Below are 16,949 nucleotides of genomic sequence, written 5' to 3'. Positions count from 1 at the left end.
GCCGTGACCCCCCCCCGCAGTAGCCCCTCCGAATCCCTCCCCCCCCCCCCGCGATTGTGTAGGTCTTACAGAACGTCGAGCAGCTCGACGTCGAACACCAGTACGCTGTGCGGCGGGATGCTACCGACGCCCTGGGCGCCGTAAGCCAGTTCGCTTGGCACGTACAGGCGCCATTTGCTGCCGGCGTTCATCAGCTGCAGCGCTTCGGTCCAGCCAGCGATCACGCCACCCACCGGGAACTCGGCCGGCTGGCCGCGCTCGTAGGAGCTGTCGAACACGGTGCCGTCGACCAGGGTGCCGTGGTAGTGGGTGCGGACATTGTCTTCGCGAGTCGGCTTGGCGCCTTCACCGGCGGTCAGTACTTCGTACTGCAGGCCCGAAGCCAGGGTGACGATACCTTCACGCTTGGCATTGTCGGCCAGGAATTCCTTGCCCACTGCAGCGGCGGCTTCGGCCTTGGCAGCAGCTTCGGCTTGCATCACCTCACGGATCACCTTGAAGGCAGCCGACAGGTCGGCTTCGCTGACACGGCTTTCGGCGCCATTGAAGGCGTCGGTCAGGCCGGCAACGATGGCGTCCAGGTTGACGCCTGGTGGCGGGTTGTCACGCAGTTGGCCACCCAGCTGGCGGCCGATGCCGTAGCTGACGCGGGTTTCGTCGGTGGTCAGGATGAGTTCGGACATTTCGCTCTCCGCTGTAGGGCGAACGAACTCCGCCCTGTAAGAAAAAGGGCATGAAGCCTAGCACACAGCGGTGCGGTGAATCAGCTACCAGGCCGAACGCTGGGAAATCGGCACCTTCAGGTCTTCTTCCGGGTGCGTACCCATGCCACACATCTCGTCTTGCACGGACCAGTGCATCAGGTTCATCGAGACCATCGGGATAGCCTTGAGCAACCCCCGCGCATCCTCCACCGAATGCACGCGCAAGCGCTCGCCACTGGGGCTGGACAGGGGGTGGGCACGGCCCTTGACCCGGGCTTCGAGCAGATAATCACCGCCTTCGATGGCGATCAGGTTGAGTTCGTCGACATGGCCAGCCCTGGCCTCGGCGTTGAGCTGCTGCAGGTTCATGGGTGCACCTCGCTGCGGGAACCCCGCTTGAGTGCTCATTTTTTGTACAGAACCTGGTTTTAGACAAGGCGCCGTTCGTCAGTTGTACCGCATCGTCCTTTTCGCGGGTAAACCCGCTCCCACAGGTTATGCGCAGATCCTGTGGGAGCGGGTTTACCCGCGAACAGGCATCAGTGCTTGGTGAGGCGATCCAGGTAGCCCATGACGAACGCCGAGACGACAAAGGTCATGTGGATGATCACGTACCACATCAGGTATTCGGTGGAGATGTTCTGCGCATCCATGAACACCCGCAGCAGGTGGATCGAAGAGATGGCGACGATGGACGCGGCCACTTTCATCTTCAACGACGAAGAGTCCATCTTGCCGAGCCAGTTGAGCTTCTCCTTGCTCTCGTCGATGTCCAGTTGCGAGACGAAGTTCTCGTAGCCGGAGATCATCACCATCACCAACAGGCCGCCAACCAGCGACATGTCGATCAGCGACAGGATCACCAGGATCAGGTCGGCCTCGGCGAGGGAAAACACGTTGGGCAGGACATGGATGATTTCCTGGAAGAACTTCAGGGCCAGTGCCAGCAGGCCCAGCGAGAGGCCGAAGTAGATCGGTGCGAGCAGCCAGCGCGAGGCATACATCGCGTTTTCGAGGATACGTTCCATGGACAGTGGGGACTCATAAGGTGACTGGAAAAGCGTGCGCGAGTATAGCCAGCCACCCGTGACAGCAAAAGCCTGCGGCGGCTTGCCGCAGGCGTTAAGAGCCGACGCGGGACCGTGGGAGCGGCGCTGCGCCGATGCGACTTGCCCCCGCGATTGCGTCTGCAGTCCTATCGAGCTGGCCTGTCCGGGAGCTATCGCGGGGCAAGTCGCATCGGCGCACCGCCGCTCCCACGCAATTAGTCAGGTTTCCGGATGGAACTGGTAATCCCCAAGATTGCGGCACCGCTCGCCATTGATCTTGCGCAACTGCGCCTGCAGGTGCAGGCACCAGATCTGCGGATCTTCAGCGACTTGGTAACCATGAAGGGTGAGGCTGTCGACGATGGCATTCATCACCGACTCGGCCACCATCGGGCCATGGAACGGCCCCTGGGCCTTGATCGCCGAGGGTTGTTCGCCGGCCATGCCGGCGGCGAACAGCAAGGTCCACATGCCGTTGTCACCGGCCAGTGGGCGAATACTGCATTCGATGCGGGTCACCAGGCCCAGGCACTGGCGAGTAAGGCTGAGGTTGCGCATGGCGGCGTCCCCTCTATGGAGCCCTGTTCAGCCCGAAAGCTACGGGCTGTTTCCATCCTGAACCCTGTAAACGTCCTTAAGTTCCACTGTAGCCGACCTACGGAAAAGTTAGAAAACCGGCGCTGAACGGTAGCACTTGGCCGCCAGCGCCGGATTATTGACTTAAGCCGGATTCGCCTGGGCGATGACTTCCTCGAGCCGCTCCTTCTCGGCTTCCTTGATCTCTTCCTCGCTGATCATTTCGGAAATCACCCGCAGGCGCTCGACCACCCGGGCATTCACGCTGCCCTCGGCGAATTCGCCCTTGTCATCCAGCGCACCGGCCTCCTCGCCCACCAGCAGGCTCAGGGCCTCGTCGGCCTGGCTGACGGCGTAGACGTGGAAGCGCCCGGCCTCGACCGCCTGCAACACTCGCTCGTCGAGCATCAGCGTGGCAACGTTGGCTTTGGGAATGATCACCCCCTGTTCGCCGGTCAGGCCGCGGGCTTCGCAAAGGCGGAAGAAGCCCTCGATCTTCTCGTTGACCCCACCCACCGCCTGCACTTCGCCAAACTGGTTGATCGAACCGGTAATGGCGAAGCACTGCTTGAGCGGCGTGCGCGACAGTGCCGAAATCAGTGTGCAGGCCTCGCCCAGCGAGGCGCTGTCACCGTCGACATAGCCGTAGGACTGCTCCAGGGCGATGCTCGCCGAGATCGCCAGGGGGAACTCCTGGGCATAGCGGCTGCCCAGGTATCCGGTGAGGATCATCACCCCCTTGGAGTGGATCGGCTGGCCCAGGTTGACCTCGCGCTCGATGTCGACGATGCCGCTGCCGCCCGGGTAGACGGTGGCCGAAATACGCGCCGGCATACCGAACGCCGAATCACCCACCTCCAGCACGGTCAGGCCGTTGCACTTGCCGATCGCCGCGCCTTCGGTGTCGATCAGGATGATCCCGGCGAGCATGTCGTCGAGCACCCGCTGCGACACCCGCCCGGTACGCGTGGCCTTGGCCTTGAGCGCACGTTCGATGTGGCCAGCGTCGGTCATGCTCTCATTGGCCAGCTGGCGGACGAAGTCGGCCTCGCTGACCAGCTGGAACAGGTCGCCGATACGTGCCGACAGCCGCGACTGGTTTTCTGCCAGGCGCGCGCTGTAGGTGGCCAGGCGCGCCACGGCGTCGCTGGTCAGTGGCGCCATGCCTTCTTCATTGGTGCGGGTGCGCAACAGCTGGGCGAACTGCTCCAGGCTCTCGTCGACCATGGGCAGGTCTTCGTCGAAGTCGACCAGCACCCGGAACATCTCCTGGAAGTCCGAATCGTGGTCCTGCAGCGCGTAGTACAGCTGGCGCGAACCGATGATCACCAGCTTGACCCCCAGCGGGATCATCTGCGGCGTCAGGCTGACCGTGGCCACACGCCCCAGCTCGCCCAGCGGCGACTCCATCTTCAGCTTGCGCGACTGCAGGGCGCGCTTGAGTGCATCCCAGACGAAGGGCTCACCGAGCATCTTGTCTGCTTCAAGAATCAGGAAACCACCATTGGCGCGGTGCAGTGCCCCCGCCCGCAGCTGGCGGTAGGAGGTGTACAGGGCGCCCTGGTCGGTGCTGTATTCGATGCGGCCGAACAGGTTGTCGTAGGTCGGGTGCGGCTCGAACACCACCGGTGCGCCGCCGTTGCCGCAATGGCCCACCACCAGGTTGGGCGCGTACTGCTCTTCGAGCATCTTGCGCGCCACGGCGTCGGTCTTGCTGTCATCGACCAGTTGCTCGACCACGGTGCGCAGCAGGTTCAACTGCATGGATTGCAAGTAGGCGCAGACAGCCGCGTTCTCCGCATACTTTTCCGACAGCGGTGCCAGCAGCGGCTGCAGTGCCAGGGTGATGGTTTCTTCGTTGAGCTGGCGCAGCTGGTTGTTCGACTCGCGCTTCCACTGCGGCAGGCTGGCCAGTTCTTCGTTCAGGCGCTCTTCGAGCAGGGCGATGTCTTCATGGAAACGCTCGCGCAATTCCTCCGGCAGCTGGGCGAACTCGGCTTCGTCCAGGGCCTTGCCGTCGGCCATGGGGGTGAAGGCGACGTTGCTGCTGTCGCGGTACAGGGCCACGTCCTTTTCCAGCGAGGCGCGCTCGATCACGTCCAGCGCACGGTCGTAGCGCTGGTTGAAGGCGCGGTCGATGGCGCTTTTCTTCTGCTGGTAGGAGGGGTGCTCGAACACCGCCGGGAAGGTCGCCACCAGGTTGTCGATCAGGCCATTCATGTCACTGATGAATGCATGTGCGCTGCCGGCGGGCAGCTCCAGCGCACGCGGCTCGCGGGAGTCCTCGAAATTGTTGACGTAGAGCCAGTCGGACGGCGTGGCCTGGCGCTTGCCTTCGGCCTTCAGGTAACGCTTCACGAACGAGAAACGGCCGGTGCCGGGCTCGCCCATCACATACACGTTGTAACCGGGGCGCGGCATCGCCACGCCGAATTGCAGGGCCTCGACGGCACGCTCCTGGCCCAGCACACCACGAAATGGCTCCAGATCGTCGGTATTGGAGAAAGCAAACTGTTCAGCGGAGAAACGCCGGGTCAGGGCTTCGGGCGCGAGACGCAGGCGCGAGGCGACAGGATCGGGCATTGGGTTTCCTTACTTCGGCGGGGCGGATGGAAAGCATTCTGGCGCCGCCAGCGCGCAGCTTGCAAGGCTCTGCGGGACTTTATGTCGCAGCCCAACAATGGCGATCACGCAAGACATTTTTCGCAATAAACAACGCAACCTTTGGATCGTGCCTAAACTCCTAGCTGCGCGGGGGGGTGGCAAGACTTCCTGTGCTGGCAACCGCGTTGCCAGAACCCTGACCATTGGTACGTCACTTGAGAATGAGAACAACGCTATGAAACGGATTCTTCTGGGTACTCTGTTCGCCGCTGTCTCTATCAACGCCATGGCCGAAGCGCCGGGTGGCCCCAACTGCGGCTGGGGCAACCTGCTGTTCGAAGGCCAGCGCGGCACCCCGGCCCACTTCCTGGCCTCCACCACCAACGGCACGTCCGGCAACGCAACCTTCGGCATGACCTCGGGCACCAACGGTTGCTCGACCAAGGCCTCCCTCACCTATGGCGGCAAGTCGTGGTTCGCCATGAACGGCATGATGAACGAACTGTCCGAAGACATGGCCAAGGGCCAGGGCGAAGCCCTGACCACCTACGCCGTGGTCCTCGGCGTGGCGCCTGAAGACCGCGCGCATTTCGCCGCCGTCACCCACGAGCATTTCCAGCAGATCTTCAGCAGCGCCGACGTCACTGCCGAAACTGTCCACAGCAACACCCTGGCAGTGCTCAAGAGCGACCCGCAACTGGCCAAATACGCCACCGAGGCATGAGCCCCACGCCTCCCGCCCCGGCAGCGGGGCGGGCTTGGCGATCCACCTTCGGCATCATTCAGACGTAGTTGCCCGACATGCTCAAACGCTTCGCTACCCTGGCGCTGATCGTCAGCGCACCCTTGCACGCCGCACCACAGCCAGACCCGGCCCGCCTGCAACAGCTGGCCGCCACGCCCTACTGGATCGCCCTGGGCCACTATGAAACGGCCAAGCTCGGCGGCTGGCGCAGCTATGTGGACGACAGCCGGTTCTTTCTCGCAGAAGACGGCGCGCACCATCCGGACCAGGAGCTCAAGGCCACGCTCGCAGCGCTGTATGCCCCGGCCAGCCTCGGCGACAAGCACCCGCAGTGCGTATTCCCGGCACGTACCCGCTGGTTGCGTGAACAGCTGGGCCTGACCGACCTGCCGAAACCGGATTGCCAGGAGTTCGCCACTTGGTACACATCGGTCGACCCGCACAGCGCGACACTGATCTTCCCGGCGGCCTACCTCAACAGCCCGTCGTCGATGTTCGGCCACACCTTGCTGCGCATCGACCAGTCCAACACCCGCCGCGACGACACCACGTTGCTCAGCTACGCGATCAACTTCGGTGCCTATATCGAAGGCAGCGACAACAGCATCCTCTACGCCTGGAAAGGCCTGATGGGCGGCTACCCCGGGCTGTTCGCGATCATGCCCTACCAGGAAAAGCTGTCCGAGTACCGCAGCCTGGAAAACCGCGACCTGTGGGAGTACCAGCTGGACCTTACGCCGGAAGAGACCGGACGGATGGTCGAGCATGTGTGGGAGCTCAAGCAGATCAAGTTCGACTATTTCTTCTTCGACGAAAACTGCTCCTACCGCCTGCTCGAACTGCTGCAGGTGGCGCGCCCGAGCCTGGACCTCACCTCCCAGTTCCCGCTGACCGCCATCCCCACCGACACGGTCAAGGCGGTCAAGCAGTCCGGGCTGGTCACCGATGTGCGCTACCGCCCGTCCCGCGAACGCGAGCTGCTGGCCCGGGCCGAGCCGTTGGAGCCCGCGGAGAAACAACAGGTGCTGGCCCTCAGCGCCGACACCGGGCAACTGCAAAGCGCCGAATTCACCGCCCTGCCCCGCGACCGCCAGGCCCTGGTGCAGGACGCCGCCTACCGCCTGGAGCGATACCGGGCCAACGGCCAGGAACGCGACCCGGCCCAGGCCGCACGCAGTTTCGAGCTGCTCAGGGCGATCAACCGCAACCCGCCGCCAGCGCTGCAGATTGAGCGCCCAGGCCTGCCTGAAGACGGCCACCAATCGCGGACCTGGCAGCTGGGTGTCGGCACCCGTGAAGACCGCGCCTTCGCCGAGTACGGCCTGCGCATGGCCTACCACGACCTCAACGACAACCTGTACAGCTTCCCCCTCGGCGCGCAGATCGAGATCCTCCAGCTCAAGCTGCGCCAGTACGAAGGCAACGACTGGCAGGTGCAGCGCCTGGACCTGGCCACCATTCGTTCACTGACCCCGCGCAACGAGCTGCTCAAGCCCTGGTCGTGGCAGGTGGCGGGCGGGCTGGAACGGGTGCCGGGCAAGCATGATGACGAAGTGCTGGTCAGCCACGTCAACGGTGGCGCCGGCGGTACCTGGCAACTGAGTGACGGGCTGCTGGGCTTTGCCTTGGGCACGCTGCGGGTGGAGCATCACAACGACTTCGCCGAGTTCGTCTCACCGGCGGCCGGCTTCAATGGCGGCCTGTTGTGGCGCAATGGGCTGGGCAACCTGACGCTGGAGGCCAAGGGCGATTACTTCAGCAACGGCGAGGTGCGGCGCAGTGTGAGCCTGAACCAGCAGTGGGAGATCAGCCGGGACCTGGGCGTGCGGTTGAGTGCTTCGCGCCAGTTCAGTCATCTGGCCACGGCGCAGAACGAAGTGATGCTGGAGTTGAAGTGGTATCAGTATTGATCAACTCAGCTTTCCTCGTGGGGGCGACGGTGCGGCGACCCGACTTGCCCCGCGATAAACCATCTAGCGCTTCGCGGGACAAGCCCGCTCCCACGAACACGTGCAATCCTTCGACAGCGTTTTGACATATCCCCAACAGTTCCCCGCCTAGACTTTGCGCTATCACTTCAAGAGTCTTGTGGATATGTCGCGGTACTGGTTGGGCCTGTGTGTCCTGTTGCTGTTGGCAGGCTGCGAGACCACTCACGAGCAGATGGTCAACCAAGGTTATCCCCCCGCCTACGCCGACGGTTTCGAGGACGGCTGCAGCAGCGGCCGCCAGGCCGCCGGGCCGATGGCCGGCGATTTTCGCAAGGACGTTGCGCGCTACCTGCACAACCGCCAGTACGAAAGCGGCTGGGACGACGGCTTTCGCCAATGCCAGGCCATGCAGAACAGCGAAGAACAGCGCCAGTACCATGACCGCTATTGGGACGAACGCGACCGCGACTGGCAGCGCGAGAAGGACCAGGGCGCCGCCCGTGCCTATCGCCGCAACTGACGTCGCAAACGGACAACCGCTGTAAACCACGACCTGCCACCATGGTCTCCAGCACAAGGAGGCCCCACCATGAGCCGAGCATTCGTCAACGAAGACCAGGCCGCCGCCCAGGCCGACCAGCCGGTGGAGCGCAGGGTCAGCGACCAGCCCAACTATGTCACTGCCACGGGCCTGGCCCTGTTGCAGCAGCGGGTGGCCGCGCTCAATGCGCGGCGTGCCGAGCTGCAGGCCCAGGGTGAGCGCGCTGACAAACAGCAGTTGGCTGATACCGAACGCGACCTGCGTTACTTCACTGCCCGCGTGCAGAGCGCGCAGGTAGTGCCCGCTGCCACATCCCGCGAGAAGGTGCACATTGGCAGCCAGGTGCGGTTTGTCGATGAGGACGGCCAGGAGCATCAAGTGCAATTGGTAGGAGAGGATCAAGCCGATGCGACGCAGGGGTTGATCAACTGGGACTCGCCGTTGGGGCGGGCGCTGCTGGGGGCCGGGCCTGGGGATGAAGTGGTTTGGCGGCGGCCAGTGGGGGATCAGATGATCGAAGTGGTAGAAATTGGAAGCGAGCCCCGTGGGAGCGGGCTTGCCCCGCGATAGCGCTAGCCAGGCAAACTTCTTGGCCTGACCCAGCAGCATCGCGGGGCAAGTCGGGGCGCCGCATCGCCGCTCCCACGGGTCTTCAGATCAAACCACGCCCTGTGCCAACATGGCATCGGCGACTTTCACGAAGCCGGCGATGTTGGCGCCCTTGACGTAGTTGATGCTGCCATCGTCTTCCTGGCCATAGTGCACGCACGCATGGTGGATCGACTGCATGATGTTGTGCAGCTTGCTGTCCACCTCGCCCGCAGTCCACAGCAGGCGCATGGCGTTCTGCGACATCTCCAGGCCCGACACGGCCACGCCACCGGCGTTGGACGCCTTGCCCGGCGCATAGAGAATGCCAGCCTCGATGAAGATATCCACAGCGTCGAGGGTGGTTGGCATGTTGGCGCCTTCGGCCACGCAGATGCAGCCGTTGCGCAGCAGGGTACGGGCGTCTTCGGCGTTCAGTTCGTTCTGGGTGGCGCACGGCAGGGCGATGTCGCACGCCAAGGCCCATGGCGTCTGGCCCTTGCGGAACTCCAGGCCGTACTGGGTGGCCAGCTCGCTGAGGCGGCCACGCTTGACGTTCTTCAGCTCCATCAGCGCATCCCATTGGGCATCGCTCAAACCGGCTTCGCAGAACAGCGTGCCTTCGGAGTCGGACAGCGAGATCACCTTGCCACCCAGGTCCATCACCTTGCGCGCGGCATACTGCGCAACGTTACCCGAACCCGAGATCGCCACGCGGCGGCCATCGATACGCTTGTCCTGGCGCTTGAGCATCTCTTCGGCGAAATACACGCAGCCGAAGCCGGTGGCCTCCGGGCGGATCAGGCTGCCGCCATAGGTCATGCCCTTGCCGGTCAGCACCGAGGTGAACTGGTTGGCCAGGCGCTTGTACTGGCCAAACATGTAGCCGATCTCGCGGGCACCCACGCCGATGTCACCGGCCGGTACGTCGAGGTCGGCGCCGATGTGGCGGTACAGCTCGCTCATGAACGCCTGGCAGAAGCGCATCACTTCAGCATCGCTCTTGCCTTTCGGATCGAAGTCCGAGCCACCTTTGCCACCGCCCATCGGCAGCGAGGTCAGCGAGTTCTTGAACACCTGCTCGAAGGCCAGGAACTTGAGCACGCCCAGGTTCACCGACGGGTGGAAACGCAGGCCACCTTTGTACGGGCCGATGGCGCTGCTCATCTGGATGCGGTAGCCGCGGTTGACCTGGACCTTGCCCTGGTCATCCACCCACGACACACGGAACAGCACGGCGCGCTCGGGCTCGACCATGCGCTCGAGGATGCCGGCCTTGAGGTAGTGAGGGTTGGCTTCGAGGAAGGGCCACAGGCTGCGCAGCACCTCTTCCACCGCCTGGTGGAACTCGGGCTGGGCAGGGTCGCGCTGTTGCAGACGGGCCAGGAAGGCGTCGACAGATTCAGTCATGGTAGACATCTCACCAAGAGGGATTGTTTTTGGTTTTTTCGGGAATGTACCAAGAACCAATCGCACTGGAACAGGGCGGAATGTCGTTTTTATGAAATTATTTGGTGCGTTTTCTATAACTGTATACAAGTTTTTGAGCGGTTTTGTGGGAGCGGGGGGGGGGGGGAGAGGGGAGAAGGGAACACCATACATATACTCACACCACCTTGCCCCGCGATCAGCCAGATACCTGCTATCGCGGGGCAAGCCCGCTCCCACAAGACCCGCCAAAAAGTTTTTTGACTGGCACAAAAATGGGGCCCCTGAGGGCCCCATTCTTGTGCAACCTAAACCAGCTTACTGAGCCAGCTTCTTGTGACGCACACGGTGCGGCTGGGCAGCGGCATCGCCCAGGCGCTTCTTGCGGTCGGCTTCGTACTCGGTGTAGTTGCCTTCGAAGAACATCACGCTCGAGTCATCTTCGTACGCCAGGATGTGGGTGGCCACACGGTCCAGGAACCAACGGTCGTGGGAAATCACGATGGCGGCGCCCGGGAAGTCCAGCAGGGCCTCCTCCAGCGAACGCAGGGTTTCGACGTCGAGGTCGTTGGACGGTTCGTCGAGCAGCAGGACGTTGCCGCCCTCTTTCAGCGTAAGGGCCAGGTGCAGACGGCCACGCTCACCACCGGACAGGTCCTTGACGAACTTCTGCTGGTCACCGCCCTTGAAGTTGAAGCGGCCGACATAGGTGCGCGACGGGATCTCGTAGTTGCCGATGCGGATCTGGTCGGAACCGTCGGACACCTGCTGGAACACGGTCTTGTTGCCGTCCAGGTCTTCGCGGCTCTGGTCGACACAGGCCAGTTGCACGGTTTCGCCGATCTCGATGCTGCCCGAGTCCGGCTGTTCCTTGCCCATCAGCATGCGGAACAGGGTCGATTTACCGGCACCGTTACCACCGATCACGCCGACGATGGCGCCCTTGGGCATGGCGAACGACAGGTTGTCGATCAGCACGCGGTCGCCGTAACCCTTGGAGACGTTCTTGAACTCGATGACCTTGTCGCCCAGGCGCGGGCCGGCCGGGATGTAGATCTCGTTGGTCTCGGAACGCTTCTGGAACTCTTGCGACTGCATCTCTTCGAAGCGCTGCAGACGGGCCTTGGATTTGGACTGGCGAGCCTTGGCGCCTTTGCGCACCCACTCCAGTTCCTCTTTCATGGCTTTTTCGTGGGCGCTCTGCTGCTTGGATTCCTGCGCCAGACGGTCCGACTTGGCCTCCAGCCAGCCCGAGTAGTTGCCTTCGTACGGGATACCGGCACCGCGGTCCAGTTCGAGGATCCAGCCGGCGACGTTGTCGAGGAAGTAACGGTCGTGGGTGATCGCCACCACGGTGCCGGGGAAGTCGTGCAGGAAGCGCTCAAGCCAGGCCACCGAGTCGGCGTCCAGGTGGTTGGTCGGTTCGTCCAGCAGCAGCATGTCGGGGGCCGACAGCAGCAGGCGGCACAGGGCCACGCGGCGCTTTTCACCACCGGACAGGTGCTCGATCTTCGCATCCCAGGCCGGCAGGCGCAGGGCGTCGGCGGCGACGTCCAGCTGGCGCTCCAGGTTGTGGCCGTCGGCGGCCTGCAGAATGGCTTCGAGCTTGGCCTGTTCGGCGGCCAGCTTGTCGAAGTCGGCATCCGGGTCGGCGTAGGCGGCGTAGACCTCGTCCAGGCGGGCCTGGGCGTCCTTGATCACGCTGACCGCTTCCTCGACCACTTCACGCACGGTCTTGGTTGGATCCAGCTGCGGCTCCTGGGGCAGGTAGCCGACGTTGATGTCGGGCATCGGACGGGCTTCGCCGTCGAATTCCTTGTCGACGCCCGCCATGATGCGCAGCAGCGTCGATTTACCCGCGCCGTTCAGGCCGAGCACGCCGATCTTGGCGCCCGGGAAGAACGACAGGGAAATATTCTTGAGAATTTCCCGCTTCGGCGGCACGACCTTGCTCAGCCGATGCATGGTGTAGACGTATTGAGCCAAAACCAAGCCCTCTATCAGATAGGTAAAGACATCGACGTACGCCCGAGGCGGTTGCCCGGGGGATGTGTTTACGGGGTGTCATTGAACAAAGTGGGCCATTCTACGCCAAGCTGAGCCATTGCACAGAGTGGTCGCTCGTTGGCCGAGCCCTTGGGGCTGGAGTGACAGCGATGGGCTGTCAGGACCCCATCGCAGGCAAGCCCGCGATGAGGCCAGTAGGGTCTGGCAGGACTCAGACGTGCGACTGCCTGGCCTTGCCACGCGGCAGGCGGCAACGGTCCGACTGCTCGGCCAGGCGTGCGGCCCAGGCCGACTTGACGCTGAAGCCGCCGCTGCGTGCAGGCTTGTCGACGTGCTTGGTGGCCGGCTTGCTCACCGCCTTGGCGGGTGCGGCGGCAGGCTTGGCGAGCGGCTGCGCGGCAACTTCGGCAACAGGCTCAGCGGCGGCCTTGGCCGCTTTGGCCGACTTGCGCAGCTCGGCCAGCGACGGCGTCTTGTTCAGGCTGGCAGCAGCCGCGTCCGGCTTGGCCAGCGAGCGCTGGCAGGTCTTGCAGGATACGTCCTCGGCCGCAGCAGTGCTGACCAGGGCCTGACTGCTGCGTCCGCAGGCAGAATCAAGACCATTGGTGGAATAGTGGGTAACCAAAACCTTACTTCTCCGATGCGTTGACTATGAAGCGGCCGGCATTCTCGCACAGGATGCAGGGGCTTGCCGAACCGGCAGGACCAGCTGCGATCACACCCACTGGCACTTTGCCATGTTTGAAGGCATGCTAGGCGGCTTCACATTGGCGGCTTATAGTGCGCCCGGCGGTTTGCCTGGCCACGGCATGCGCCGTGCATGCGCCCTCCCTGCCGTCAGCCCAATCGCAGGACCAACGCTTGACCAATCTCACGCATCCGTCACCCCTGCGCCCCGCTGCTGCCAAGGCCGGCAGCCACCTGCGCGGCTCGTTGAAAGGGGCGCTGGCCCTGCTGGCGCTGGTGTTGCTGGGCCTGCTGCTTTGGCAACTGTTCACCCAGTTCCGCCACACCCAGGCCGACCTTCGCCAGCAAAGCCTGACGACCAGCGCGGAACTGGCCGACCATCTGGGCCTGAACATGGCGCTGAAGGCACAGCAAGCGCTGAATCTGGTCCAGCCCTACGTCAAAACTCCGGCGCCCGCCGCCCTGCCGACCCTGCTCGAAACCTTGCAGGCGCGCCTGCCTGCCCTGCAGCAGCTGGCCTGGCTGGACAGCAATGGCCAGACACTGGTCGACACCCTGCCCGACAGCGACGATCGCCCACTGATCGACGAGCTCCTGCAACTCAACCAGGGGCGCGCCTTCTTCTATACCAACAGCCCTGACAACACACAGGTCTACCTGCTGCTGCGCCAGCCCGCCGAGCATGACCGCGGCTACTGGCTGCTGCGCCTGAGCCCCGACTACTACCAGGAACTGGCCCAACACCTGGATGGCCCCGGCCACCCATTGTGGTTGCTGGAAAACAGCCGCAACGGCGCGGTGATCGAGCGCCACGGCCCGACGACCACCAGCGACGAGCCGCTGCAGAACGTGATGCTGGCCTACATCGACAACAGCAGCTGGCAGCTGCGCGGCCTGTTCGACGCCGGCCTGGCCCGCAGCAAGCTGCTCCCGGCGCTGATCGGCAAATGTGTGCTGGTGCTGTTCTGCGCCCTGCTGCCGGTACTGGCGCTGATCAACATGCGCCGCCGCCAGCGCGCCTTGCAGGAGGACCGCCGGCGTTATCAGGAAATCTTCGAGGGCACTGGCGTGGCCCTGTGCGTGCTCGACCTCTCCAGCCTGCCCGGCCAGCTCGACCGCTACCACTTGCGCAACCGCGCCGCGCTCAAGCAGAGCCTGGCCCTGGACCCGAACCTGCGCCGCTCGCTGCTGGCCGAGCTGAAGATCACGGAAATCAACCAGGTCGCCCGCCAACTGCTCAACGTCGATTGCAATGAAGGCGCCTGGCAACGCCTGATCGATGGCAGCGGCGACGGTCGCGACAGCGTCGGCATGCAACTGATCGACGCGCTGATCGAAGAGCGCAGCCAGCTCGAACTGGAAGTGCGACTGCCGGCCCCGCTGGGCGGCGAACTGCACCTGTGGCTGATGGTGCGCTTGCCGCAGCAGCGCCGCGACTTCCAGGCGGTGATCCTGAGCATCAGCGACATCACCAGCCGCAAGCAGGTGGAACTGTCGTTGCTCGAACGCGAGAGTTTCTGGTCGGACGTGGTCCGCACCGTGCCCGACCAGCTCTACGTGCAGGACGTGCACAGCCAGCGGATGATTTTCAGCAACCGCCACCTAGGCCAGACCCTGGGCTACGACCGCGCGGAGCTGGCGCAGATGGGTGAGCGCTTCTGGGAGTTGCTGCTGCACCCCGAGGACTCCGAGCACTATCAAACGCTGCGCCGGCAACAACTGGACAGCAACCGTGAACAGTCACTGTACTGCCAGCTGCGCTTCCGCCACCGCGACGGCGGCTGGCGCTGCTATGAAATTCGCGAGCAAGTGCTGACCCGCGACAGCGACGGCCTGATCACCCGCATCATCGGTGTGGGCAAGGACGTCACCGTGCAGATCGAGGCCAGCGCGTCGCTGCGCGACAGCGAGCAACGCTACCGCATGCTCGCCGAAAGCATCAGCGACGTGATCTTCTCCACCGACAGCCTGTTGCAGCTCAATTACGTCAGCCCTTCGGCGCAGGCGGTGCTCGGTTACCCGGCCGACTGGATCTTCGCCAACGGCTGGCAGTCGATCGTCGCCAACCCGGCCCAGCTCAGCGGCGTCTATGCCCTGATGGAACGGGTCAGCAAGGCCCTCGGCGACAACCAGCAACTGGCCTTGCTGCGCACCACCCTGCCCACGCAACTGTTCCTGTTCGACTGCCTGCGCGCCGACGGCCGCAAGATCCCCATCGAGCTGCGCCTGGTGCTGGTGTGGGACGAGCATGAACGCTTCGAGGGCGTACTCGGCGTGGGCCGCGACATCAGCCAGCAGCGCCGGGCCGAGAAGGACCTGCGCATGGCGGCCACGGTATTCGAGCACTCCACCTCGGCGATTCTGATCACCGACCCGGCCGGCTACATCGTTCAGGCCAACGAGGCGTTCAGCCGGGTCAGCGGCTATGCGGTCGCCGAAGTGCTCGACCAGTTGCCGGGCATGCTCACCGTCGAACACCAGCAGGATGCCCACCTGGGCTACGTGCTCAAGCAGCTCAACCAGCGCGGCAGCTGGGAAGGCGAAGTGTTCCTCAAGCGCCGCAACGGCGAGCACTACCCGGCCTGGGTCGGCATCACCGCGGTACTCGACGACGAAGGCGACCTGGCCAGCTACGTATGCTTCTTCACCGACATCAGCGAGCGCAAGGCAAGCGAACAGCGCATCCACCGCCTGGCCTACTACGACGCCCTCACCCACCTGCCCAACCGCACGCTGTTCCAGGACCGCCTGTACACCGCCCTGCAGCAGGCCGAACGGCAAAAGGCCTGGGTGGTGCTGATGTTCCTCGACCTCGACCGCTTCAAGCCGATCAACGACTCCCTCGGCCACGCCGCGGGCGATCGCATGCTCAAGGACATGGCCGAGCGCCTGCTGGCCTGTGTCGACGACGACGACACCGTGGCGCGCATGGGCGGCGATGAATTCACCCTGCTGCTGCAACCCAAGGCGACCCGCGAACTGGCGCTCAACCGCGCTATCCACGTCGCCGAGAACATCCTCGGCAGCCTGGTCACCCCGTTCGTTCTGGAGAACCGCGAGTTCTTCGTCACCGCCAGCATCGGCATCGCCCTCAGCCCTCAGGACGGCAGCGAGCTGAGCCAGCTGATGAAGAACGCCGACACCGCCATGTACCACGCCAAGGAGCGCGGCAAGAACAACTTCCAGTTCTACCAGGCGGACATGAACGCCAGCGCCCTGGAGCGCCTGGAGCTGGAGAGCGACCTGCGCCACGCCCTGGAGCAGAACGAGTTCATCCTCTACTACCAGCCGCAGTTCAGCGGCGACGGCAAGCGCCTGACCGGCGCCGAGGCGCTGCTGCGCTGGCGCCACCCGACCCGCGGCCTGGTACCGCCGGGCGACTTCATCCCGGTGATCGAGGAGCTGGGGCTGGTGGTGGACGTCGGCGACTGGGTGCTGCGCGAGGCCAGCCGCCAGCTCAAGGCCTGGCACCTGGCCAAGGTGCGGGTGCCGAAAGTGTCGGTGAACATCTCGGCCCGGCAGTTCTCCGATGGCCAGCTTGGCACGCGTATCGCCACCATCCTGGAAGAGACCGGCCTGCCGCCGGCATGCCTGGAGCTGGAGCTGACCGAAAGCATCCTGATGCGTGAAGTCCACGAGGCCATGCAGATCCTCGACAGCCTGAAGAACCTTGGCCTGAGCATCGCGGTCGATGACTTCGGCACCGGCTACTCGTCGCTGAACTACCTCAAGCAGTTCCCCATCGACGTGCTGAAGATCGACCGCACCTTCGTCGACGGCCTGCCCGAGGGCGAGCAGGACGCGCAGATCGCCCGGGCGATCATCGCCATGGCCCACAGCCTCAACCTGGCGGTGATCGCCGAGGGTGTGGAAACCCACGAGCAGCTGGAGTTCCTGCGCGAGCATGGCTGCGACGAGGTGCAGGGCTACCTGTTCGGCCGGCCAATGCCGGCCAACCAGTTCGAGGCGCAGTTCAGCAACGAGACGTTGTTCATGTTCCAGTAGCCGCTCCGAGGGTTCTGCGCGAGCGTCGTGGGAGCGTCGTGGGAGCGGGCTTGCCCCGCGATAGGCCGGCCCTGGCTACATCGC

At 64.1% G+C, this 16,949-nt stretch carries 13 protein-coding genes; 5 read left to right on the top strand and 8 right to left on the bottom strand.

Annotated elements, in window-relative coordinates; all coding sequences use genetic code 11:
- Positions 1–65: 65 nt before the first annotated feature.
- The 5 genes from ACO6VM_RS10635 to ACO6VM_RS10615 all read right to left on the bottom strand — a co-directional run bounded on the left by ACO6VM_RS10635 (position 66) and on the right by ACO6VM_RS10615 (position 4,912).
- On the bottom strand, positions 66–683 hold the full coding sequence (locus tag ACO6VM_RS10635; RefSeq protein ID WP_125465576.1) for an FKBP-type peptidyl-prolyl cis-trans isomerase: 618 nt from the start codon (positions 681–683) through the stop codon (positions 66–68).
- Positions 684–767: 84 nt separating this feature from the next.
- Positions 768–1,073: a DUF6482 family protein gene (locus tag ACO6VM_RS10630; protein ID WP_125465577.1), complete on the bottom strand. Its 306-nt coding sequence runs from the start codon at positions 1,071–1,073 to the stop codon at positions 768–770.
- Between the two features lie 170 nt (positions 1,074–1,243).
- Positions 1,244–1,732 carry a TIGR00645 family protein gene (locus ACO6VM_RS10625; protein ID WP_110996199.1) on the bottom strand — a complete coding sequence of 163 codons (489 nt, stop codon included), beginning with the start codon at positions 1,730–1,732 and terminating at the stop codon, positions 1,244–1,246.
- A gap of 240 nt (positions 1,733–1,972) precedes the next feature.
- Positions 1,973–2,311, bottom strand: coding sequence for a hypothetical protein (locus tag ACO6VM_RS10620; protein WP_110996200.1), 339 nt, complete (start codon positions 2,309–2,311; stop codon positions 1,973–1,975).
- A gap of 162 nt (positions 2,312–2,473) precedes the next feature.
- Positions 2,474–4,912 carry a Lon protease family protein gene (locus ACO6VM_RS10615; protein ID WP_258643264.1) on the bottom strand — a complete coding sequence of 813 codons (2,439 nt, stop codon included), beginning with the start codon at positions 4,910–4,912 and terminating at the stop codon, positions 2,474–2,476.
- Positions 4,913–5,168: 256 nt separating this feature from the next.
- Between ACO6VM_RS10615 and ACO6VM_RS10610 the strand changes: the two genes are divergently transcribed.
- The 4 genes from ACO6VM_RS10610 (at position 5,169) to ACO6VM_RS10595 (ending at position 8,720) form a co-directional block, all read left to right on the top strand.
- On the top strand, positions 5,169–5,657 hold the full coding sequence (locus tag ACO6VM_RS10610; RefSeq protein ID WP_110996202.1) for a DUF3015 domain-containing protein: 489 nt from the start codon (positions 5,169–5,171) through the stop codon (positions 5,655–5,657).
- Positions 5,658–5,734: 77 nt separating this feature from the next.
- Positions 5,735–7,588 carry a DUF4105 domain-containing protein gene (locus tag ACO6VM_RS10605; RefSeq protein WP_401059683.1) on the top strand — a complete coding sequence of 618 codons (1,854 nt, stop codon included), beginning with the start codon at positions 5,735–5,737 and terminating at the stop codon, positions 7,586–7,588.
- Between the two features lie 184 nt (positions 7,589–7,772).
- Positions 7,773–8,129, top strand: a complete 357-nt coding sequence (locus ACO6VM_RS10600; RefSeq protein WP_125465581.1) for a hypothetical protein — start codon at positions 7,773–7,775, stop codon at positions 8,127–8,129.
- Positions 8,130–8,198: 69 nt separating this feature from the next.
- Complete coding sequence (locus ACO6VM_RS10595) at positions 8,199–8,720, top strand: GreA/GreB family elongation factor (RefSeq protein ID WP_401059681.1); 522 nt, start codon at positions 8,199–8,201, stop codon at positions 8,718–8,720.
- 87 nt (positions 8,721–8,807) lie between these two features.
- Here ACO6VM_RS10595 and gdhA read toward each other — a convergent pair whose 3' ends face one another.
- From gdhA to ACO6VM_RS10580, 3 genes are all read right to left on the bottom strand, one after another.
- Positions 8,808–10,148 carry an NADP-specific glutamate dehydrogenase gene (gdhA, locus tag ACO6VM_RS10590; protein ID WP_401059679.1) on the bottom strand — a complete coding sequence of 447 codons (1,341 nt, stop codon included), beginning with the start codon at positions 10,146–10,148 and terminating at the stop codon, positions 8,808–8,810.
- A gap of 336 nt (positions 10,149–10,484) precedes the next feature.
- Positions 10,485–12,152 (bottom strand): energy-dependent translational throttle protein EttA, encoded by a 1,668-nt coding sequence (gene ettA, locus ACO6VM_RS10585; RefSeq protein WP_401059677.1) that lies wholly within the window; start codon positions 12,150–12,152, stop codon positions 10,485–10,487.
- A gap of 232 nt (positions 12,153–12,384) precedes the next feature.
- Positions 12,385–12,798 (bottom strand): hypothetical protein, encoded by a 414-nt coding sequence (locus ACO6VM_RS10580; protein WP_401059675.1) that lies wholly within the window; start codon positions 12,796–12,798, stop codon positions 12,385–12,387.
- Between the two features lie 236 nt (positions 12,799–13,034).
- On the opposite strand from ACO6VM_RS10580, the gene ACO6VM_RS10575 reads away from it, so the two are divergent.
- Positions 13,035–16,865: a sensor domain-containing protein gene (locus tag ACO6VM_RS10575; protein ID WP_401059673.1), complete on the top strand. Its 3,831-nt coding sequence runs from the start codon at positions 13,035–13,037 to the stop codon at positions 16,863–16,865.
- The last annotated feature ends 84 nt before the right edge of the window (positions 16,866–16,949 follow it).

Origin of the sequence: Pseudomonas sp. GZD-209 (assembly GCF_049310485.1) — a bacterium.
GTDB lineage: Bacteria > Pseudomonadota > Gammaproteobacteria > Pseudomonadales > Pseudomonadaceae > Aquipseudomonas > Aquipseudomonas sichuanensis.
Note: the sequence above shows the minus strand (reverse complement) of the source record. Positions and strands in the feature narration are given on the sequence as shown.

Excerpts from the sequence above, each read along its gene's own strand:
- ACO6VM_RS10635 (WP_125465576.1), bottom strand. The coding sequence starts at position 683 with ATGTCCGAACTCATCCTGACCACCGACGAAACCCGCGTCAGCTACGGC.
- ACO6VM_RS10630 (WP_125465577.1), bottom strand. The coding sequence starts at position 1,073 with ATGAACCTGCAGCAGCTCAACGCCGAGGCCAGGGCTGGCCATGTCGAC.
- ACO6VM_RS10625 (WP_110996199.1), bottom strand. The coding sequence starts at position 1,732 with ATGGAACGTATCCTCGAAAACGCGATGTATGCCTCGCGCTGGCTGCTC.
- ACO6VM_RS10620 (WP_110996200.1), bottom strand. The coding sequence starts at position 2,311 with ATGCGCAACCTCAGCCTTACTCGCCAGTGCCTGGGCCTGGTGACCCGC.
- ACO6VM_RS10615 (WP_258643264.1), bottom strand. The coding sequence starts at position 4,912 with ATGCCCGATCCTGTCGCCTCGCGCCTGCGTCTCGCGCCCGAAGCCCTG.
- ACO6VM_RS10610 (WP_110996202.1), top strand. The coding sequence starts at position 5,169 with ATGAAACGGATTCTTCTGGGTACTCTGTTCGCCGCTGTCTCTATCAAC.
- ACO6VM_RS10605 (WP_401059683.1), top strand. The coding sequence starts at position 5,735 with ATGCTCAAACGCTTCGCTACCCTGGCGCTGATCGTCAGCGCACCCTTG.
- ACO6VM_RS10600 (WP_125465581.1), top strand. The coding sequence starts at position 7,773 with ATGTCGCGGTACTGGTTGGGCCTGTGTGTCCTGTTGCTGTTGGCAGGC.
- ACO6VM_RS10595 (WP_401059681.1), top strand. The coding sequence starts at position 8,199 with ATGAGCCGAGCATTCGTCAACGAAGACCAGGCCGCCGCCCAGGCCGAC.
- gdhA (WP_401059679.1), bottom strand. The coding sequence starts at position 10,148 with ATGACTGAATCTGTCGACGCCTTCCTGGCCCGTCTGCAACAGCGCGAC.